The sequence below is a fragment of the Kitasatospora sp. NPDC058218 genome, from assembly GCF_042882445.1.
GTDB lineage: Bacteria > Actinomycetota > Actinomycetes > Streptomycetales > Streptomycetaceae > Kitasatospora.
The window spans coordinates 121,692-140,296 of sequence record NZ_JBHVWC010000006.1; the positions used below are offsets into that span (position 1 = coordinate 121,692).

Annotated in this window: 21 protein-coding genes and 1 pseudogene; 11 read left to right on the top strand and 11 right to left on the bottom strand. The window is 71.0% G+C overall.

The window, feature by feature from the left end:
- Positions 1–58: 58 nt before the first annotated feature.
- Positions 59–880: an ABC transporter permease gene (locus ACFVYI_RS05530; protein WP_387881830.1), complete on the bottom strand. Its 822-nt coding sequence runs from the start codon at positions 878–880 to the stop codon at positions 59–61.
- Positions 880–1,890 (bottom strand): ATP-binding cassette domain-containing protein, encoded by a 1,011-nt coding sequence (locus tag ACFVYI_RS05535; RefSeq protein ID WP_387881831.1) that lies wholly within the window; start codon positions 1,888–1,890, stop codon positions 880–882. The genes ACFVYI_RS05530 and ACFVYI_RS05535 overlap by 1 nt, the downstream gene beginning before the upstream one ends.
- A 103-nt stretch (positions 1,891–1,993) precedes the next feature.
- Between ACFVYI_RS05535 and ACFVYI_RS05540 the strand changes: the two genes are divergently transcribed.
- On the top strand, positions 1,994–2,728 hold the full coding sequence (locus ACFVYI_RS05540) for a TetR/AcrR family transcriptional regulator (protein WP_387881832.1): 735 nt from the start codon (positions 1,994–1,996) through the stop codon (positions 2,726–2,728).
- A gap of 148 nt (positions 2,729–2,876) precedes the next feature.
- Here the strand turns inward: ACFVYI_RS05540 and ACFVYI_RS05545 are convergent, their stop codons facing one another.
- A complete protein-coding gene (locus ACFVYI_RS05545) occupies positions 2,877–3,851 on the bottom strand; it encodes an SDR family NAD(P)-dependent oxidoreductase (RefSeq protein WP_387881833.1) in 975 nt (324 codons plus the stop codon).
- A gap of 132 nt (positions 3,852–3,983) precedes the next feature.
- Here ACFVYI_RS05545 and ACFVYI_RS05550 point away from each other — a divergent pair, with 132 nt between their 5' ends.
- From ACFVYI_RS05550 to ACFVYI_RS05565, 4 genes are all read left to right on the top strand, one after another.
- A complete protein-coding gene (locus ACFVYI_RS05550; protein ID WP_387881834.1) occupies positions 3,984–5,177 on the top strand; it encodes a sensor histidine kinase in 1,194 nt (397 codons plus the stop codon).
- On the top strand, positions 5,174–5,827 hold the full coding sequence (locus ACFVYI_RS05555; protein ID WP_387881835.1) for a response regulator: 654 nt from the start codon (positions 5,174–5,176) through the stop codon (positions 5,825–5,827). The genes ACFVYI_RS05550 and ACFVYI_RS05555 overlap by 4 nt, the downstream gene beginning before the upstream one ends.
- 146 nt (positions 5,828–5,973) lie before the next feature.
- Positions 5,974–7,149, top strand: a complete 1,176-nt coding sequence (locus tag ACFVYI_RS05560; RefSeq protein ID WP_387881836.1) for a serine hydrolase domain-containing protein — start codon at positions 5,974–5,976, stop codon at positions 7,147–7,149.
- 403 nt (positions 7,150–7,552) lie between these two features.
- On the top strand, positions 7,553–8,728 hold the full coding sequence (locus ACFVYI_RS05565; RefSeq protein WP_387881837.1) for a serine hydrolase domain-containing protein: 1,176 nt from the start codon (positions 7,553–7,555) through the stop codon (positions 8,726–8,728).
- A 63-nt stretch (positions 8,729–8,791) separates the two neighbouring features.
- On the opposite strand, the gene ACFVYI_RS05570 is transcribed toward ACFVYI_RS05565, so the two are convergent.
- Positions 8,792–9,619 carry an alpha/beta fold hydrolase gene (locus ACFVYI_RS05570; RefSeq protein ID WP_387881838.1) on the bottom strand — a complete coding sequence of 276 codons (828 nt, stop codon included), beginning with the start codon at positions 9,617–9,619 and terminating at the stop codon, positions 8,792–8,794.
- A 77-nt stretch (positions 9,620–9,696) separates the two neighbouring features.
- Between ACFVYI_RS05570 and ACFVYI_RS05575 the strand changes: the two genes are divergently transcribed.
- The 3 genes from ACFVYI_RS05575 (at position 9,697) to ACFVYI_RS05585 (ending at position 11,914) form a co-directional block, all read left to right on the top strand.
- A complete protein-coding gene (locus tag ACFVYI_RS05575) occupies positions 9,697–10,332 on the top strand; it encodes a sigma-70 family RNA polymerase sigma factor (RefSeq protein WP_387881839.1) in 636 nt (211 codons plus the stop codon).
- Positions 10,333–10,395: 63 nt separating this feature from the next.
- A complete protein-coding gene (locus tag ACFVYI_RS05580) occupies positions 10,396–10,848 on the top strand; it encodes a carboxymuconolactone decarboxylase family protein (RefSeq protein WP_387881840.1) in 453 nt (150 codons plus the stop codon).
- Between the two features lie 202 nt (positions 10,849–11,050).
- Positions 11,051–11,914: an alpha/beta fold hydrolase gene (locus ACFVYI_RS05585; protein WP_387881841.1), complete on the top strand. Its 864-nt coding sequence runs from the start codon at positions 11,051–11,053 to the stop codon at positions 11,912–11,914.
- 138 nt (positions 11,915–12,052) lie between these two features.
- Here the strand turns inward: ACFVYI_RS05585 and ACFVYI_RS05590 are convergent, their stop codons facing one another.
- The 3 genes from ACFVYI_RS05590 to ACFVYI_RS05600 form a co-directional block, all read right to left on the bottom strand.
- A complete protein-coding gene (locus tag ACFVYI_RS05590) occupies positions 12,053–12,862 on the bottom strand; it encodes an alpha/beta fold hydrolase (protein ID WP_387881842.1) in 810 nt (269 codons plus the stop codon).
- 291 nt (positions 12,863–13,153) lie between these two features.
- Positions 13,154–13,477 carry a hypothetical protein gene (locus tag ACFVYI_RS05595; protein WP_387881843.1) on the bottom strand — a complete coding sequence of 108 codons (324 nt, stop codon included), beginning with the start codon at positions 13,475–13,477 and terminating at the stop codon, positions 13,154–13,156.
- 5 nt (positions 13,478–13,482) lie between these two features.
- Positions 13,483–13,917 carry an ATP-binding protein gene (locus ACFVYI_RS05600; protein ID WP_387881844.1) on the bottom strand — a complete coding sequence of 145 codons (435 nt, stop codon included), beginning with the start codon at positions 13,915–13,917 and terminating at the stop codon, positions 13,483–13,485.
- Between the two features lie 195 nt (positions 13,918–14,112).
- Between ACFVYI_RS05600 and ACFVYI_RS05605 the strand changes: the two genes are divergently transcribed.
- From ACFVYI_RS05605 to ACFVYI_RS05615, 3 genes are all read left to right on the top strand, one after another.
- A complete protein-coding gene (locus ACFVYI_RS05605; RefSeq protein WP_387881845.1) occupies positions 14,113–14,973 on the top strand; it encodes a helix-turn-helix domain-containing protein in 861 nt (286 codons plus the stop codon).
- Positions 14,970–15,203, top strand: a complete 234-nt coding sequence (locus tag ACFVYI_RS05610; protein ID WP_387881846.1) for a DUF397 domain-containing protein — start codon at positions 14,970–14,972, stop codon at positions 15,201–15,203. The genes ACFVYI_RS05605 and ACFVYI_RS05610 overlap by 4 nt, the downstream gene beginning before the upstream one ends.
- Positions 15,204–15,282: 79 nt before the next feature.
- A complete protein-coding gene (locus ACFVYI_RS05615; protein WP_387881847.1) occupies positions 15,283–15,825 on the top strand; it encodes a YrhB domain-containing protein in 543 nt (180 codons plus the stop codon).
- On the opposite strand, the pseudogene ACFVYI_RS05620 reads toward ACFVYI_RS05615, so the two are convergent.
- The 4 genes and pseudogenes from ACFVYI_RS05620 to ACFVYI_RS05635 form a co-directional block, all read right to left on the bottom strand.
- A pseudogene (locus ACFVYI_RS05620) lies at positions 15,814–15,924 on the bottom strand (histidine phosphatase family protein); the annotation flags it as partial. The gene ACFVYI_RS05615 and the pseudogene ACFVYI_RS05620 overlap by 12 nt on opposite strands.
- Positions 15,925–16,589: 665 nt before the next feature.
- A complete protein-coding gene (locus ACFVYI_RS05625) occupies positions 16,590–16,856 on the bottom strand; it encodes a hypothetical protein (protein ID WP_387881848.1) in 267 nt (88 codons plus the stop codon).
- A gap of 55 nt (positions 16,857–16,911) precedes the next feature.
- A complete protein-coding gene (locus ACFVYI_RS05630; RefSeq protein WP_387881849.1) occupies positions 16,912–17,265 on the bottom strand; it encodes a hypothetical protein in 354 nt (117 codons plus the stop codon).
- A gap of 513 nt (positions 17,266–17,778) precedes the next feature.
- On the bottom strand, positions 17,779–18,243 hold the full coding sequence (locus ACFVYI_RS05635) for a hypothetical protein (RefSeq protein ID WP_387881850.1): 465 nt from the start codon (positions 18,241–18,243) through the stop codon (positions 17,779–17,781).
- Positions 18,244–18,605: the final 362 nt, after the last annotated feature.

The window sequence follows — 18,605 nt, forward strand, 5'->3', positions numbered from 1 at the left end:
AGCACATTCCACCGACCGGACCCCGAATGTGCCGGCCGACCCGGCGGGGGCGCCGGGTTCACCGCCCGTGGGTGGCGAACTTCCGTACCGCGAGCGGCCCGCAGAGCGCCAGCAGCACCGCGCACCAGAGCAGGGTGGCGGGCACCGCGTGCTGCATGGGCCAGGCCGGGCCGGGCGCGGACGGGTTGCCGAACAGCTCGCGGCAGGCCTGCACGACGGCGCTGACCGGATTCCAGTCGGCGATCGTCCGCAGCCAGCCGGGCATGCCGCCGGTGGGCACGTACGCGTTGGTCACCATCGCCAGCGGAAAGAGGACGACGGCGAGTTGGCCGGCCGTCTCCTCCTTGCCGACGGCCAGCCCGACGAGCGTGCCGACCCAGGTCATCACGAAGCGGAACAGCAGCAGGAGCGCGAAGGCCTCGGCGGCGTCGGCGGATCCGCCCCTGACCCGCCAGCCGGCCGCCAGGCCGACGACGGCCACCAGCGCCAGCACGACGGTACTGACCAACAGGTCCGCCAGGGTCTGGCCGAGCAGCAGGCCGGTACGCGAGAGCGGCATCGACCGCAGCCGGTCGGTCACCCCGCGCCCGACGTCGCGGGCGGCGCCGATCATGGTGGGCATCATGCCGTTGACGGCCACCATGGCGAACAGGCCGGGCATCAGGAACTCGCGGTAGTTCCCGCCGCCGGGCACCCGCATGGCACTGCCGAAGACGTAGCCGAAGACCACCACCATCACCACCGGCACCGCCAGCGAGGCCGCCACGATGCCCGGCGAGCGGCGGTAGGAGAGCAGCACGCGGAGCATCGCGGACCAGGTGTCGCGGACCAGCCGGCCCGGGCCGGAGAGCACGGGAGGGGCCACGTACCCGGCGGCCATCAGGCGGCCTTCCCCAGCTCGTCGGCCCCATCGGCCGTGTCCGCCCCACCCGCAGCGCCGCCGGTCAGTGCCAGGAACACGTCGTCCAGCGACGGCGGGCGCAGCGCGACGTCCCGGGCCACCACACCCACCGCGTCCAACTCCCGCACCAGCCCGGGCAGCAGCACCTCCACACCCGGCCGGGTGACCACGGTGACGGTGCGCTCGGCGTGGTCCGCCACCACGTCACCGTTCTTGGCCAGCGCGGCCAGCACCACGGCGGCGGAGCCGAGCCGGCCTGCGTCGGCCGACTCGGCGAGCGTGACCGAGATCCGGGTGCCGATCGCCGCCTTGAGCCGTTGCGGCGGTCCGGTGGCGATCGCGGCACCGTGGTCGACGACCACGATGTCGTCGGCCAGCCGGTCGGCCTCCTCCAGGTACTGGGTGGTGAGCAGGACGGTCGTCCCGCCGCCGGCCAGCTCCTTGACCGTGGCCCAGATGCCCTGCCGGCTGCGCGGGTCGAGGCCGGTGGTCGGCTCGTCGAGGAAGAGCAGGGGCGGGCTGGTGACCAGGCTGGCGGTCAGGTCGAGCCGGCGCCGCATACCGCCGGAGTAGGTGCGGACCAGGCGGTCGCCGGCTTCGGCGAGGCCGTGGCGTTCGAGCAGTTCGTCCGCGCGGGCCCGGGCCGCCCGGGCGCCGAGGTGGTGCAGCCGCCCGAGCAGCCGGAGGTTGTCGCGGCCGGTGAGGCCCTCGTCGACGGCGGCGTGCTGCCCGGCCAGCCCGATGCTGCGCCGCACGGCCTCGGCGTCGCGGACCACGTCGTACCCGGCGACCCGGGCGGTGCCGCGGTCGGGGGCGACCAGGGTGGCGAGGACCCGGACGGCGGTGGTCTTGCCGGCCCCGTTCGGGCCGAGCAGGCCGCAGACGGTGCCCGCCGGGACGGTGAGGTCGAGGCCGCGCAGGGCCTCGGTGGTTCCGAATCGCTTCGCCACGCCCGCCATCTCGACGGCGGGCCGGCTGGTGTCCGGCATGGCTCTGCCCCTCTCTAGGTACAGCGTACGTAGAAGCGCTTGCGCTCGCATCGTACTACGTACGCCGTACGTATCTAAGATGGGTAACCGAGGTGATCTTCCAGTGCCGTCCGACAAGCCCCCCGCCAACCCCGCGCCCGCGCCGCCCGAGGCCCCCGAGCTGATCTGGCTGCGCCCCGAGCGCACCGGCCGCGGCCCCAGGCCGGCCCACAGCCGGGCCTCGATCGCCGCCGCGGCGATCGCCATCGCCGACGCGGAGGGGCTGGACGCGGCCTCCATGCGGCGCGTGGCGGCCGCGCTCGGCGCCGGGACGATGTCGCTCTACAACTACGTCCCGAAGAAGGAGCACCTGCTCGACCTGATGCTCGACGCCGCCGCCGCCGAGTACGAGTTCGCCGCCATCGCCCCCACCGGGGACTGCCGCGAGGACCTGCGCCGGCTCGGCCACCAGCAGCTCGCCATCATGCGCCGGCACCCGTGGCTGCCCACCCTGGTGATCGCGCGCCCGGGCATCGGCCCGAACGCCCTGCGCTACACCGACCACTTCCTCGCCGTCACCGAGCCGAGCGGCCTGGACGGCGCCGCGCGGATGGAGGGCATGGCGCTACTCAACGGGTTCGTCTGCCAGTACGCGCAGTACGAGCGGACGGCCGCCTCGGGCGCCAAGTGGCAGGGCGAGCTGGTGGGTTACCTCACCCGGGCCGCGACGAGCGGCGCATACCCGCACCTGGCCGCGGCGTTCGCGACGACCGGACCGCCCGCCGACCCGGACGCCGTCTTCGACCGCTCACTGCACCGGGTGATCACGGCCATGCTGACGCCGGTGCCGCAGTCCTGACGATCGGTCGGCGACCGTGGTGACCACCACCATCCGTGCCACCCGCGCGACGCGGAGAAGGCCGCGCGGCGTGAGCATTGCCGTGATCACCCGGTGACGTTCTCCGGTCGCGTTGTCCGAGCGCGTTGTCCGAGTGCGTCGCCCGGGCTCAGTTGGCGCTCGGCTGGATCATCTTCCGGCCCGCGGTACTTCCGCCGTCCACGGTGACCGACGCACCCGTCATGTAGGGGAAGTCGTCGGACGCGAGCCCGAGCACGGCGCGCGCGATCTCCTCGGCCTCGGCCATCCGTTCGAGACCGTCGACGTTGAGCGGCCCCCATGCCTGCTTGTACGCGGCCCATCCCGCGTCCGGGATTCCCGGCGGGCGGACGAAGGGGGTGTCGGTGGTGCCGGGCAGCAGGGCGTTGAGGCGGATTCCCTTGGGCCCGTACGCGAGCGCCGCGGACTTCACGATGCCCTGCACCGCCCGCTTGCTCGCGGTGTAGGCGGCGCCGTTCGGCCGCGCCTGTTCGGCCGCCGACGACGAGGTGCAGATGATGACGCCGCGCTGAGCCCTGAGCATGTGCGGGATCTCGTACTTGATCGCGAGGAACACGCCTCGGGCGTTGGTCGCCTGGACGTCGTCCCACTCCTCGACGCTCATCTCGTGGGGCAGTTTGCCGCTGCCGATGCCGGCGTTGTTGAAGGCCACGTCGATGCCGCCGTAGCGGCTCGCGACCCGGTCCACGAAACTCTGCACCTGGGCCGCTATCCGGACATCGGCCTGGATGTACGTGGCTTCGCCGCCCGCGTCCCGAATCTCGCCTTCCACCTGGCGCCCCAAGTCGGCTCGCCTGCCGCAGAATCCGACATGGGCGCCCTCCTCGGCGAACGCCTTCGCCGCCGCCCTGCCGATACCCGAGGTGGCACCCGTGATGAGCACCGACTTCCCCTGGAAGCGGCCGGCCTTGGTGCGGGACTTCGACTGGGGGCCGACCGCGTGGGCGGTACTGCCGAAGGCCGCGCCCGCCAGGCCCAGGGCGGCAGCACCGACGAGGACGGACCGCCGCCCCGTGGCCGCGGACCTCGCATGCGTGTCGGTACTCGTACCCGGGTCCGTGTTCGTGTTCGCGTTCGTATCCATGACGAGCACACTGGCAGCCCGTCCCGGGCGCACGGCTCCGTCCTCGGGCCGGACCTCGCGGCCGGTGGGAGGAGTTGCCCTCCTCCCGTGGCAGGACCTCAGGAGCACGGGCGTCCGCCTATCGTGGGTCGCGTGAACCGATCTTGGATCGAGCTTGCGTTCGACAGGAGATTCGCCGGCATACGCGTCCTCGCGCTCGCCGGCCTGCTGATGGGCGACTTCCTGCTGTTGCGGCGGCCGTCCGGAGCGCAGGACTGGGGCCTGGCCGCGGCCGGGCTCGTGCTGTGCCTGGCCGCGGGCACGTGGACGTTCGGCGCGCTCCTGGCGCAGTCGGTCCTGCTCGTCGTCGCACACGCGCTGGGCGCGAGCACCGTCTCCGCGTTGAAGGTGCTGGCCGCCGTGACCCTCTTCGAGCTGGCGGTTCGCCGGCCCGGGCGTCGCCTGGCCGCCGGGACGGCGACCCTGGCGCTCGCCGTCGCCGTGAACCGTCTTGCGGACCTGCCCGGCGAACTCCTCCCGGTGCTCTACAAGATGGGCATCGTCGCAGGCCTGCCACTACTCCTGGGCTCGTACGTCCGGGCGACCCGCGACGCCGCGGTGCACGCCCGTCAGCACGCGGAACAGCAGGAACTCCGCGCCGAGCACCAGCTGTTGGCCGCCCGCGCGGCGGAGCGCACCACCATCGCGCGCGAGTTGCACGACCTCGTGGCCCACCACGTCTCCTCCATGGTGCTTCGCGTCGGTGTCGCCCGGCACGTCGTCGCCGCCACCGGCACCACCGACCCGCGGATCACCGAGGTCCTCGACGACCTCCACTCCAGCGCCGGCGCGGCACTGACCGATCTGCGCCGCCTGGTGACCGTCCTGCGCGCCCCGGACCGCACAGGTCCCGACACCGGCTCCCTCGTCTCGCCCGGGGCACTGCCGGCGGCGTTGGAGTCGGTGGTGGAACACAGCCGCCAGACCGGCCTGGCCGTCACCGCCTCCGTGGATCCCCGCGTCGCACGGCTCGACGCGGTACGCGGCCTCGCGGTCCTCCGCCTCGCCCAGGAGGGCCTGGCCAACGCGGCCAAGCACGGCGGGCCCGGCGCCCGCGCCGAGCTGGCCGTGCGGGTGGCCGACGACGCCGTCCACGTGACGATCCACGACGACGGGGCCGGAAGAACCCGGCCACCGGCCCCGGGCCCGTCCGGACACGGCTTGATCGGCATGCGCGAACGCGTGGACCTGCTCGGCGGCCGGCTGGATGCCGGCCCGGCAGCTCGGGGCTGGCGACTCACGGCCGAACTGCCCGCCCTCGCAGCCGACATGGAGCTCCAACAATGATCCGCACTCTCGTCGTCGACGACCAGCAGCTCGTCCGCATGGGGCTGCGCATGCTCTTCGAGCAGGCTCCGGACATCGAGATCCAGGGCGAGGCGGACAACGGAGCGGAGGCGGTACGACTGGCCGAACGCCTCACTCCCGACGTCGTCCTCATGGACCTGAGGATGCCCGGCATGGACGGCATCACGGCCACCCGCCGCATCCTGGCGGCGCGCCCCGCCACCCGGGTCGTCGCCCTCACCACCTTCGACGACGACGACCATCTGTATCCGGCGCTCGCGGCCGGAGCCTGCGGATTCCTCGTCAAGGACACCCCGCCCGCCGAACTCCTGGACGCCGTACACCGGGCCGCCAGAGGAGAGGCCCCCTTCAGCCGGGACATCCTCGACCGCCTCGTCGCCCGGGCTCTCCACGCCCGTTCCTCCGCCGACGCCCCTCCGGACCTCCCGGTACCGGCCATCACCCCGCGCGAGCGGGAGGTGCTCGGCCTGCTCGGCGTGGGCCTGTCCAACAAGGAGATCGCCGACCGGCTGCACCTCGGGGTCACCACGGTGAAGACGCACGTGGCGAGCCTGATGGCGAAGACGGGCCGGGACAACCGCATTCGTCTCGCCGTTCTCGCCGTCCTCACCGGCGTCACTCCGGACTGACGCCGGACCGACTCCGGACCGACCCGCCCCTGCTCCCGGAGAGCCGCCGCCCTCGAAAATCGCTCGTGCCCGGACCGCCCCCGCCGTACCGTTGCCCGGTCGATGATCTTGGCCGCACCGCGGCCGCGCACGGAGGAGCGGGACCGATGCAGCAGTACCAGGGGTGGGCCGACGAGCGGTTCGGGCCGGTCGCCGACGCTTTCGCCCGCAACTACGCCGACTTCCCCGAACTCGGCTCCGCCGTCACGGTGTTCGCCGGCGGCCGCAAGGTGGTCGAGCTCTGGGGCGGCACCGCGGACGAGCGCACCGGCCGCCCGTGGCAGGCCGACACCGTCGTCCCGGTCTTCTCCTGCGCCAAGGGCCTCGTCGCGATCTCCGTCCATCTCCTCGCGCAGCAGGGGCTGCTCGACCTCGACGCCCCGGTGAGCCGCTACTGGCCCGAGTTCGCCCGGCAGGGCGGGCAGCAGCACGCCAAGGAGGCGATCACCTGCCGGATGGTGCTCGGCCACCGGGCCGGCCTCCCGGCCCTGGACGCCGTGCTCTCCTTCGAGGAGATCGCCGCCTGGGCGCCCGTCGTCCACGCCGTCGAGGAGCAGCGGCCGCTCTGGGAGCCGGGCGCGACGTACGAGTACCACGGCCATGTCTTCGGCTTCCTGCTCGGCGAGGTGGTCCGCCGGATCACCGGCCTCACCCCGGGCACCTACTTCCGCCGGACGATCGGCGACCCGCTCGGCCTGTCCGCCTGGATCGGCCTGCCCGAGGCCGAACACGGCCGGCTGGCACGGCTGGTGGAGGCCGAGGGCCGCCGCCCGATGCCCGGCCCGGAGCATCTGCTGACCCGCATCGTGACGATGAACGGCGCGCTCGTCTTCCCCGGGCTGGACGAGCCGCACGGGTGGAACGACCCGGCGCTGCACGCCGTCGAGCTGCCGGGGGCGGGCGCCGTCGCCTCCGCGACCGGTCTGGCCGGGCTGTACGCGGCCGCCGTCACCGGCATCGAGGACGGCTCGGGCGGGCGGAGCGAACGGCTGCTCTCCCCGGCGACCGTCACCGACGCCGTCCGCGAACTCTCCTCCGGCGCGGGCTTCCTGGGCTTCGACCTGGGTGCCCGTTGGGGCTCGGGCGTGCTGCTCCCCTCGCCGTCGTTCCGGCCGATGCTCGGCGCCCGCAGCTTCGGCAACGACGGCGCGGGCGGCCAGTTCGCCTTCGGCGACGACGAGTTCGGCATCGGCTTCGCCTACACGGCGAACCGCATGATCGGTCACGGCGACGCCCGGGCCGATCGCCTGGTCGAGGCCGTCCGCGCGAGCCTCGGCGGCTGACGCGTCCGGCCGGCCCGCGCGGGCCCCGGCGCACGAGGGGGCCGCGCGGCCGCTCCGGCACGCCCTCTTTCGGCATGACGCGTCCATGACTAGAGTCCCGGACACACGCCGTCGAACCCCCGGGAGCCCATGATGCGAAGAAGACCGAGCCCCGCCCGCACCGACAGCCCCGCCGACACCTCCGCCGGCACTTCCGACACCGACACCTCCGACACCGCCGCCTGACGCCGGGCACCCTTCCGGGGCTTTCGTCCGCCCCCCGGTTCCCGATCGGGCGGGCCCGCCGGGGGGTTAGCCCCACCCGAGCCCGGGCGGGTAGCAGGATCGTCCCGCGTGATCACTCCCGGACATGCTGGGACCAGCACACACCGCTGGTTTCCCGACGATCCCCAGGAGTTGGCCCGTGCGTGAGCAGGCAGCGCAGAAGTTCCGTTCTTCCGACCGGCGGCAGGGCGGCGGTCGGCACAGGGTCGCGCAGGCCGCAGCCGCCGTGGCCGTGGGCGTCCTGACGGCGGGTCTCCTGGCGACGCCCGCGGCGTCCGCCGCCCCCGGGCCGGACAACGTCCAGCGGGGCCTGACCGCACTGCTGCAGTCGGACGGCGCACCCGGTGCACTGGCGAGCGTCCAGGACCGGCACGGCCGCACCCGCACCTACACGGCCGGGGTCGGCGACCTGACCACCGGCTCCGCGGTACCCGACGACGGGCAGGTCCGGATCGGCAGCAACACCAAGGCGTTCACGGCCACGGTCGTGCTGCAGTTGGTCGCCGAGCGGAGGATCGACCTCGACGCCACGGTCGACGACTACCTGCCGGGCCTCGTCCGGGGCGAGGGGATCGACGGACGCCGCATCTTCGTCCGCCAGCTCCTCCAGCACACCAGCGGACTGCCCAACTACAGCAACTACCTCGACGACGACGTCCGGTACTACGACCCGCACGAGCTGGTCGACATCGCCCTCCGGCACGAGGCCGAGTTCGAGCCGGGGAAGGGCTGGGCGTACAGCAACACGAACTACGTGCTGGCCGGCCTGATCGTCCAGAAGGTCACGAGCCGGCCGCTCGCCACCGAGATCGACCGGCGCATCATCAAGCCGCTCGGGCTGCGCCACACCTACTTCCCCGCCCCCGGTGACGCGACCATCCGGGAGGCCCACCCCCACGGCTACTACCGGGACGCGGCGGGCGGGCTGGTCGACATCACGGAGATGGACCCGTCCTGGAGCTGGGCGGCGGGTCAGCTGATCTCCACCGACTCCGACCTGAACCGTTTCTACAGCGCGCTCCTCAAGCCCGGCCGCCTCCTCCCGCCGGCCCAGCTCGCCCAGATGCGCACCACCGTCCCCGCCGAGAAGACCTTCGGCCCCGGCGCCGGCTACGGACTGGGGCTGGTGAGCATGCCGCTGCCGTGCGGCCCCGGCGTCTACTGGGGCCACGGCGGCAGCTTCCCCGGGTTCGAGACCCGGGGCGGCGCCACCGACGACGGCCGCGCCGTCAATGTGGCGGTGACCGTCCAGCTGTCCGACCAGGCGTCCAGGTCGCGCGTCGACGACGTCGTGCGCACGGCCCTGTGCCGCTGAGCCGCGCCTTCCGCGGGGCGGGGCCGCCCGTCACCCCGGGCCGTCACCCCGTCCGCCGGGCCGTCACCCCAGGAAGCCGGCCGCGGCCGCCACGAACCGCTCGGCGTCGTCGATCCACGGGTAGTGGCCCGCGCCCGGCTGCACGACGAGGTCGGCAGCGGGGAACAGTCCGCCGAACTCGGCCACCGAGCTCGGCGGGCTGTTCAGGTCGAACTCCCCGGTGAGCAGCAGGACCGGCGACGCGCAGGCGGCGAGCGCCGCACGGGTCACCGCCGGGTCGAAGGCGCCCTCGGCGCCGAACAGCGCGACGGCCTCGCGGTTGGTCGGCCGGCTCGCCGCATGGTGCTCCTGCGCCGCCGCGTCCCACCGGCCGTGGAAGAACGGGTCGACGGCCTCCCAGTCGGTGCCGGTGCCCGCGGTGATCGCCTCCAGTGCGGCGAACGCGGCCGGGAACCACGGCTCGCCGCTGCGCAGTCGTGCGATGTCGCGGCGCGTCTCCCCGCTGATCTCGATGCCGACGGCGCGGGTGCCGGGGCCGACCAGGAGCAGCTTGCCGACGTGCCCCGGGTGGCGGGCGGCGTACTGCGTCGCGATGTTGGCGCCGGCCGAGTGGCCGAGCAGGTCCGTGCGGTCGAGCCCGAGGTGGCGGCGCAGGGCCTCGACGTCGTCGACGAGGCGGTCGCAGCGGTAGGAGCCCGGGTCCTGCGGGATCGCGGACCGGCCGGTGCCGCGAAGGTCCGGGACGATCAGCCGGCGGTGGGCCGACAGGCCGCCGAGATCGCCGAGGTAGCGGGAGTCCGCGGGGCCGCCGGGGATGCAGAGGAGCGGTTCGCCGTCCCCGTGGACGCGGTAGGCGAGCTGGGTGCCGTCAGGTGCGGTGAAAGTGGGCATGGCAGGGATCATGGCACTCATAACCCGGTTATACAACCCGGTTATAGTCGGCGCCTCCCAGGGTGTATAACCGAGTCATGGCAGGCCACGAGAGCACCCACCCGACCTACGAGACGCTGACCGAGGACCAGGCCGAGCGGATCATCGCCGGCATGAACGAGGTCATCCGCGCGGGCGAGGAGATGCGGAGCCTGCGCACCGAGATGATCCAGGTGCTCGCCGGCCTGGGCTGGAACCAGAGCAGGATCGCCCGGCTCACCGAACTGAGCCAGCCCGCCGTCTCCAAGCAGATGGCGAAGCACGGGAGCGGCGAGCACCGGCCCCCGCTGGACGTCTCGCTCGACCAGTACGACCCGCCCTGGCTCGAAGGACGCCTGTGGGGCCTCGCCGAGGAGGTCTCCGAGGCCCTCGACGGCGCCGCCCACTGCACCGGCCACCTCGCCGCCCTCGCCCGGGGGCGCAAGCGCTTCACCCCTCGGGGCGTCGACGAGCTGCGGCGCCTGCTCGAAGCGGACCTGCGGGTGCACCGGGCGCAGCTGCCCGGCAGCCACCAGAAGGCCTATGACGCGATCAGTCGCGCGCTCGACGTCCCGCCGAAGTCCGCCGACGCCCGTACCACCGCCGTGTCGGCCTCGGTCCGCCGCACCCTCGCCCACCAGGTCCAGCGCGACCGGCTGCGAGGGGACGACACCGAGACTCCCCGGCGGAATTGACCCACGAGATCCGGTTGGAAGTGCACCAGTGGGCAGGCCACTGACGCTCCTAGGCTCGTCCGCATGACACCCGTCCAGATCCCCCAGCGCATGAACCTCGCCACCGCCGCCCCCAAGGTGTTCAAGGCCGTCCTGGCCCTGGACGCCGCCGCCCGCGCGGGCCTCGACCCGGTGCTGGTCGAGCTCGTACAGATCCGCGCCTCGCAGATCAACCACTGCGCCTACTGCATCGACCACCACATCGGGGACGCCCGGAAGGCGGGCGAGAGCGAGAAGCGCATCCACCAGCTGAGCGCCTGGGAGGACTCCAGCCTCTACACGGCCGAGGAGCGCGCGGCCCTCGCCCTCACCGAGGCCGTGACCCTGCTCCCGCAGGGTGTCTGCGACGCGGTGTACGACGAGGCGGCCGCACACTTCGGCGAGAAGGAGCTGGCCCAGCTGATCGCGCTGATCTTCACCGTCAACGCCTGGAACCGGATGAACGTCTCCACCCGTAGGACCCCGGGCACGGCGTAGCCGTGACGCCCGCTCGACAAAACCGGTGGCGGGCGGGCCGGCCCGGACCCTAGGGTTCGATCATGTCCTCCGTCATGCACAACTGGCAGTCCCCGCGGTTCCGTTCGGTGCCCCGACCTGGGTGCTGATCCGACCGCTCGTCGGCACCTGGTCATCCGCGCACTGTTCACCGTTCGCCTCAGGATGACGAGGAATTCCTTCCATGCGCACCATCTCCGACCCCACCTTCGTGTTCGTTCCCGGTGGGTCCAGCAACGCCCGGGCCTGGGGGCCACTGCAGAACGAGCTGGCCCTGCGCGGGCTCCGCTCGTACGCCGTCGACCTGCCCGGTCACGGCGACCGCGCCGACCACCCGGCCGCCTACTACCGGCAGCCGCAGGACCTCGCGGCACTGGCCGCCGCCCCCTCCCCGATGCGCGGACTCACCCTGCAGGACAACGTGCGCCACGTGGTGGACGTCCTGCACCGGCTCGCCGCATCGGGGCCGCTGATCCTGGCGGGCAACAGCTTCGGCGGCCTGACCGTCAGCGCCGTCGCCAACGCCGTGCCCGAACTCCTCGACCGCGTCGTCTACGTCTCCGCGCTCTGCCTGAGCGACCGGGCGATGCTCACCGAGAAGTGGGACGTCGTCGACGACAACCTGCTGGACGCCGCGGTGGCGCGGATCGCCGTGCCCGGTGCGGGGATCCCGGGGGTGGCCCGACTGAACTGGCGTGGCGCGCACGCCGATCCCGACCTGTTCGCCCAGCTCAAGGCCGCCGTCATGGCGGACTCCACCGACCACCAGTACCGGATGCTGCTGGACTCCCTGGACCCGGACGAGAACTACGCGGTGCTGGAGGAGGGCGCGCTGGTCCGGGCCGAGACCTGGGGCGGCGTCCCGCACACCTTCGTACGCCTCTCCGAGGACATGGGCATTCCCCCGGCCGTCCAGGACTACATGATCCGCAAGGCGGACGAGCTGACCCCGGCGAACCCCTTCGAGGTGCACACCCTGGCCGCGTCGCACGTCGGGTACTTCAGCCGCCCGGAGATCTTCGCGGACCTGTTGGCCGACCTGGTCTGACCCGCCCGCGCCTCCTCCCCCACCCCCGAGTCGGCCCCCGGCCTTCTGGCCCGCCGGCCTTCTCGGTGGGTGGGTCCCGCGCGGGCGATCACCCTCCAGGGGGCGTGCACCTGCCGGTTCGCGCCCCCTGCGTGCGCCTCACCCCAGGATGCGCGGCAGGGTGACCCGCACCCATTCCTCCGGCTGCGACAGATGCGGAGCGTGACCGGCACCCGCGTACAGGTGCCGCTCCGCCTTCGGCAGCGCGAGATCGATCATGTCCAGCACCTCGCCGTACATCGGCGCATTGTCGTCGCTCTGCGTGAGCAGCGCGGGTTCGGTGTAGCGGGCGAGTGCGGTCAGGTCGAGGTCCAGCGCGTCCGGGTCCCGCAGCTCGTCCAGGTACGTCGGCGCGTTGCGGATGTAGGTGTGCCGGATCGGCGCGGGCAGTTGCGCCCACGCCCCCGGCCCGAAGGCGAGCGACTCCACGAAGAGCTCCGCCGCGGCCGCCGACTCCGCCTGCTCCAGCAGCTCCCGCACGGCGGCGATCCGGCCGGCGAAGGCCGTGGCGATCGGCCGCAGGTCGGGGTCGGCCAGCAGCATCGACGTCCCCGGCGGCTCGTGCACGGCCAGGCCGCGCAGCAGGTCCGGGCGAGCGGCGGCGAGGCGCAGCGCGACCAGCGAACCGTAGGAGTCCCCGCAGACGAAGGCGGGGCCGAGGGCGAGCCCCTGGATCAGTCCGGCCAGGTCGGCGGCGTCCTCGTAGACCGAGCCCTGGGTGAGCAGGTCGTCGCTCCGACTGTGCCCGCGCCGGTCGTAGGTGACGACGGCGGCCTGCTCGGCCAGTCCGGGCACCACCCGCGCCCAGCTGTCGGCGTCGCTCCAGGACCCGTGGACCAGCACCACGCTCGGCCCGGACCCCCGGGCCTCGTAGTACAGCGACACCCCGTTCACCTGTATCTCGGCCATCGCGAGCCTCCCGACCTCGGCCGTGCTCCAGCCCCTCCCCACCCAGCCTGACACACCCGATCGGCCCCCGGTCGGATCAGCGGACCGAACACTCCCCGCTCCCAGTGCCCCAGCCAGGAGGCGGTGACGGAGGGCAGCCGCCGGCCCTGCGTGGACTCGTCGTAGGGCAGCACGGCGGTCGGCGCGAACCAGCCCTCACCGGGGTCGATCCGCAACCGGAGGACGCGCAGCGGACGACGGAGGGTGACGAAGAGCCGCAGGTCGGCGGCGGGGGCGGTGCTGGTACGTGGGTCACTCCCTCTCCTGGGACCGGCGGTCGAGCAGGGTGTCCGACCAGGTGATGCCCCGCATCACGGCGGCGGCGAGGGTCGTCCACCAGACGACCCGGGCGGTGGCGGGCTCGCCGGGGCCGACCAGGGCCGAGGCGAGGAAGGCGAGCCCGAGACTCAGCGCGAACACGACGGCCACGGCGGCGAGTTCGGCGGCGCCGGGGCGGTCGGCGGGGGGTTCGGCGATGGCCGGGGCCGGATGACCTTCGCGCGGGGCGTGATCACGTCCGGTGAGGATGCGACGGCGGTGCTTGGGACGGCGGCGGTGCTTGGCTCGGCAGCGCATGGTGCTCAATTCCTGAGGAGCGGTGGTGGGTTGGCATCGGCGAGCAGAACGCGCACCCAGACGCGCTTGCCCGCGCCGCGCCGTGCGACGACGCCGAAGTCGAAGGCCAGCTCCCGGACCAGTTCGATCCCGCGCCCGCCTTCGTTGAAGCGGCGCGGCCGGCGCTCCTGGAGCGGCAGGTCGAAGCGCGGGTCCCACACCTCCAGACGGCAGTCACCGCCGAACTCCTGGAGGTAGAGCCGGACTTCGCCGGAGCCCCGGCAGGCGTGGACCACGGCGTTGGTCACGAGTTCGGAGGTGATCAGGACCAGGTCGTCGACCCGCTCGCCCTGCCACCCCCACTCGGTGAGTCGCTGGCGGACCTGGCTACGGGCGGTCCGCACCGAGCTGGCGTGCTCGGTGAGGGCGGCTTCCCAGGTCTGGAGGACAGGTCTGCTCACAGTGGACATAGTTCGCCCCTTCGCATCCAGACGCCCCATCAGGAGCGTGTTCATGCGGTCACGTTGAGTGTGGAGGGTGGCGATTCGAAAAGGCAACCAGAACGCCTTAGAAAATCGGTGGATCTTGAAACGGCTTGAGTCTCGCGGTTCTCTCCGGCAAGACTGGTCGTCCACACCCGAGGGGAGGGGCCCCACTTGAGCAAGGACCTGTCCGCGATCAGGCAGATCAGGCTCGGCGACGAACTGCGCGCCCTACGGTTGGACCAGAACAAGAAACTCCTTCAGGTGACGAACGACCTGGAGGGGTGGAGCCCGGCCCGCCTCAGCAAGATGGAACGCGCCGAGCAGTCCGTCGGCCCCGCCGACCTGACTACGCTCCTGGACTACTACGGGGTCACCGGCGCGGATCGCGAGTACTTCGAGAACCTCCTCGGGAGCGGCCCACCCAAGCAGTGGTGGCGCAACCTCGACTACGCAGAGGCCATCACGCCGGCGTTCGCGGAGTACCTCGCGCTCGAAGCCGACGCCTCACACATGCAGAACTACTTCCCTTCAGGGTTCCCTGGGCTCATCCAGACCGAGGGCTACGCCAAGGAAATGATCGCCGCCGGAACCGACGCCCCGAACGAGGAGTTGGTCGAGGCCGGAGCGGAGGTTCGCATCCTCAGGCAGCGACGGCTGACCGAAGCGCCCGTGCTCACCTTCGAGGCCTACTTCGGCGAGGTCGCGCTGTTGGTGGCGGGGGATCAGAAGGTGCTGGTCGAACAGATCCGACACGCGATCATGGTCTCCGGACGCCCCAACATCACCTTGTGCATGGTCCCGCTGAGCGCCGGACGACAGGGCATCCTGAACTCGGGGATCACTCTCATGCGCTTCCCCGGCGAACCCGAAAATGGCTTCGTATTCGTCGAAGCCATCGGCGGTATGCTCCCCCGGAGAACGGGACGCGACGTACGGCGGGCCGAGCGGGCCTTCGCGCGGGTCAAGCGGTGCGCGCTGTCTCCGGAAGACACCATCACCGCCCTTGAGCGCAAGTTGGAAGAGCTGACGTGAGCGAGAAGCACAACCCGTACGACCACTCCCCTACAGACGCCACCTGGGTCAAGTCTCCGTTCTCCGGTGAAGGCAACGGCGACTGCGTGGTCATCGCCCGCTTCCCCAACGGCGACGTCTGGCTCGGCGACGACAAGGACCTCACCCGCCCCCACCTCGCCTTCGACCACGCCGAGTGGAGCGCCTTCGTGAAGGCCATCGAAGCCGGGTCCCCCAACTTCACCGCCTGACCAACAGGTGCAGGCCCTGCCCCACCCGGGCAGGGCCTGCCGCCGATAACCCGGTTGACCCGTGGTGAAGGATGAAGGCGTGATCTCCGAGGAACGCGCCGTCGAACTCGTCGAGTCCTTCCTGGCCGATGAGCAGTCGTCGTGGCCCTGGAAGGGGCCGGCCCCCGAGCGGGCCGTCTACTCGGTGGAGGAACACTCGGTCGGCTGGCTCGTCTTCTGGAACACGGCGGAGCACATCCGCGCCCGTGACGTGCGCGACCGCCCCGTCGGCAGCGGCGGCCACTACCTGGTGGACCGGCACGACGGGAGCATCCACCACGTCCCCGGCGCCTGGTGGTTGGACGAGGGCTGGGAGGAGCACTACCTCCTGCAGACCAAGGCCATCAGGCCGCCCGACCCCCTCGCCGCCGCCGTTCGCGCTCTCGTGCACTCCGCCGGGGTCGTGGCCGCGATGGGCCACCTGCGCAAGCGGGCCCCGCGGCTGAGCCTTCAGGAGGCAAAGGCCTACGTCGCATCCGTTCGGGACGGCGCCGAACCACCGGAGGAACTGGCGAGCCTCACCCGGAAAGAACCGCTACAACCGCCGTGGCCCGTCGAAACACTGACCGGCCCGGTCCAATAGCTCCGCCTGCCACCGCCGGTTCTCCGACGGTCCGCTCCCGTCCGCCACCGCCTCGCCGTGGCGGACCAGGTACAGGTAGCGGGTGGCCGTGGCCGTCATGCGCAGGTCCCTCCGTCGTTCACTCGGGATCCCGTCCTCCCGGGCGAACGACGCCGGCCATTCCCACCCCGGTTCCGGCCACGCTGTCGAGCACCCCGTGGTACCGGCCCACCGAACCCCCACCATCACGACCACCGCCCCGCCCGGGCCCCGGGTCGTTCCCTGAGGATCACTGGCCGCAGTCGGACTTCCGTCGCCGGCTGATCTTTTGGGGAAGACTCCCACGGTCCCAATACCCGTCCAGGCGCCGGAGCAAGGCTTCCGGATCACGGAAGAGCTCCTTGATCTGCTCACCGAATTCATCGGCGAGCGGATCTTCAGTCACCTGATTCCGGCCAGATCCCGCAAAGGCCGAATTATAGGCGTGACAGGTGGGACACCAGAGATAAATGATCCATGAAGGTTGCGACCGCCCCAGCTTCTCATGGTAGTAGATTCGCAGGCCGAGGTGGCCACAAGCTGGGCATGTCCGTTCCGTGGAAGGCAGCGTGCACTGCTCAAACAAAGCAGGACTGTGAGTTTGGTCGTATGGGCGGGCCATCAGCGACGGTTCCCCCCTTCCAGTTCGATGTGCATGTGGCGCTCCGGGGCAATCGTTCGGCGCGCCTACCCATCGCAGCAAAGCGCGGGGCATCACGTGAACTCGTACGGCACTTCGGCGCCACTCAGTCAGCGGCTCGCCATTTCTCCCGCTCTGCAACCGAAGAAAATCTGCAGAAGCCAGTTCGAGAGTCTACAATGATCGGCCAGCATCCGGGAACTTGGTCATCGAAATCCCGGGTGGCCAGAAATATCTTCGAGTTGTAGGGGAAGACGAAATAGTCCCCGACGGATCGCACGAAATCTGAGTCGAGGGCAAACTCCGGCTCTCCAGGAGCCAGCGAGCCGTCCAGAAGATTCTGTGCCAGCAGTCGAGCTTCGGATACTTCCATGGCCACCCGTTCCTTCCTCGAATGAGAACGCTCCGCCCTGCCCACTGGCCGTGCCCTACCGCTCCTCCAGTTTCTCGGCGAGCAACCGAGCGGCCTCGCTCGGATCACGCAAGCCAAGTGACTCGGGAACGGTCACCGCTGCGGCCCATTCGGGGACCAGTGATTCTCGGTCGTAATCGAAGGCCCGGCAGTCCTCGCACCACTCCCAACGGCGGCCCCGTCCAGCGATCCGCTCCTCCGGGGCAGAGCGCCTGGCAGGGCCGTCGATCGTGAACGCCATGAGGAGGGGTCCGCCACCGCACACCGGGCAGCCACCGTCGATGCTGGTTTCCTGTCGTTGCATCATCTGGTTGACAACTCCTCGCCACGCGCTGTAGTACCCCGAGAAAACACTCGCCCATTCGGTCATTTCTACAGCCGTCCTTCGATGTTTACCTGGAGTCGATTTCCTTATACGAAAGGCGTTCCGTTACTTAATGAATCCCGCGCATCGTAGAATTCGGGCGCATCGGGCCCTACCTACTTGCCGCTTGCTAGGAGCTCGTATGCAATGGCGTTGGCGATGGCCGCCTCATCTTCGGCAAGATCCTTGAACCCAACCTGATGATATATCGACCTTCTCCCGGCCGCGCCACTCCGTACGTAATGCCACTATTTAGGGCGGCGCCGTAGATTACCTGACAGCCTTTCCGCTGCCGAGCAGTTGACGCCACAGTGGTCAGCGACGGCGGCCAGAACCGGGCTGGTGCGGTGCGAGAAAGGGGCCGCCCGCCATACCCCGACCCGTCTAGACCGGGAATCCGAAACCCTAGGGGCTGCAGTGAGAGAACGTCATCGCGCGAGTCAACGGGACATCACACAGCGAAGAGTCGGGGCGCCGCGCGAACTCACGCGGCGCCCCGAAAGATCTGTGGTCAGGCTGTTACTTCCGACCCCTCAACGACTGGGCGGCGAGGTAGAACCACCGGACGGGATTCAGGTACATGGTCCAGGAGATCCCCGTGGTGTCCGCGAACTCCTCCCAGAACCGGTCCTGCTCGGCCACTGTGGCGATCTTCCGAGCCGGCGCGGGACCGAACACGTACCGCAGGTCCCGCCTGCCTGCGGGTCGCCAGCGGTGGTTCAGGTAGACCATGTCGCCCCCTTGACTACTGGTCAGACCGGATGGGTGAGCGTTGATCCTTGCCCCGTTGCAGCACAGCAGAATCCCCCGCTCGTCAAGCGGAAGCCTGGCGGCCTTCAGCGCCTGAAAGAGGTCAATCCCGGCTCCCTCGAACCGCTCGCCCGACGGTGCTGTGATGACGACGGACCACGGGGACCCTACCGATGCATCGATCGTCCAATCCTCTGGCCTCCCGCTGACCTGTGCGGTGACGTTCTCTCTCACTGCGGCCCCCTATAGTCCGGATTTTCAATCACCTCGTGCAGTTTCTGCCCAGGTTTCCAGCGCACGGCACGCACGATGGTACTTGGGTCGATCTCCAAGAAGATGGCCTCCCCCTGAGAGCCGAATCCATATCTGAGGCGAACGCCGAAGGGCAAGGCCCGATTCATAGAAATCCCTGTGCCCGGACTGGCCTCCGCGGCCTGAGGACCTGGTCCCTCAACTGGCTACGTCGGGGGCGAGTTCTCCAGGAACTTCGACAAGTACTTCGGCCACCCGTAGCGGAAAAGCCGGTGGGGCGGGGGGGGGTTACTACACCCCCGCCCCCCCGCCACCCCAAACACTAACTCAAATGAAGGGGCAGG

What these genes read in the sequence shown, in the direction of transcription:
- ACFVYI_RS05575 (WP_387881839.1), top strand. Translation starts at nt 9,697, where the DNA reads ATGGCAGGCCACGAGAGCACCCACCCGACCTACGAGACGCTGACCGAG.
- ACFVYI_RS05580 (WP_387881840.1), top strand. Translation starts at nt 10,396, where the DNA reads ATGACACCCGTCCAGATCCCCCAGCGCATGAACCTCGCCACCGCCGCC.
- ACFVYI_RS05595 (WP_387881843.1), bottom strand. Translation starts at nt 13,477, where the DNA reads ATGCGCTGCCGAGCCAAGCACCGCCGCCGTCCCAAGCACCGCCGTCGC.
- ACFVYI_RS05530 (WP_387881830.1), bottom strand. Translation starts at nt 880, where the DNA reads ATGGCCGCCGGGTACGTGGCCCCTCCCGTGCTCTCCGGCCCGGGCCGG.
- ACFVYI_RS05560 (WP_387881836.1), top strand. Translation starts at nt 5,974, where the DNA reads ATGCAGCAGTACCAGGGGTGGGCCGACGAGCGGTTCGGGCCGGTCGCC.
- ACFVYI_RS05585 (WP_387881841.1), top strand. Translation starts at nt 11,051, where the DNA reads ATGCGCACCATCTCCGACCCCACCTTCGTGTTCGTTCCCGGTGGGTCC.
- ACFVYI_RS05570 (WP_387881838.1), bottom strand. Translation starts at nt 9,619, where the DNA reads ATGCCCACTTTCACCGCACCTGACGGCACCCAGCTCGCCTACCGCGTC.
- ACFVYI_RS05555 (WP_387881835.1), top strand. Translation starts at nt 5,174, where the DNA reads ATGATCCGCACTCTCGTCGTCGACGACCAGCAGCTCGTCCGCATGGGG.
- ACFVYI_RS05590 (WP_387881842.1), bottom strand. Translation starts at nt 12,862, where the DNA reads ATGGCCGAGATACAGGTGAACGGGGTGTCGCTGTACTACGAGGCCCGG.
- ACFVYI_RS05630 (WP_387881849.1), bottom strand. Translation starts at nt 17,265, where the DNA reads ATGACCGAATGGGCGAGTGTTTTCTCGGGGTACTACAGCGCGTGGCGA.
- ACFVYI_RS05625 (WP_387881848.1), bottom strand. Translation starts at nt 16,856, where the DNA reads ATGGAAGTATCCGAAGCTCGACTGCTGGCACAGAATCTTCTGGACGGC.
- ACFVYI_RS05535 (WP_387881831.1), bottom strand. Translation starts at nt 1,890, where the DNA reads ATGCCGGACACCAGCCGGCCCGCCGTCGAGATGGCGGGCGTGGCGAAG.
- ACFVYI_RS05545 (WP_387881833.1), bottom strand. Translation starts at nt 3,851, where the DNA reads ATGGATACGAACGCGAACACGAACACGGACCCGGGTACGAGTACCGAC.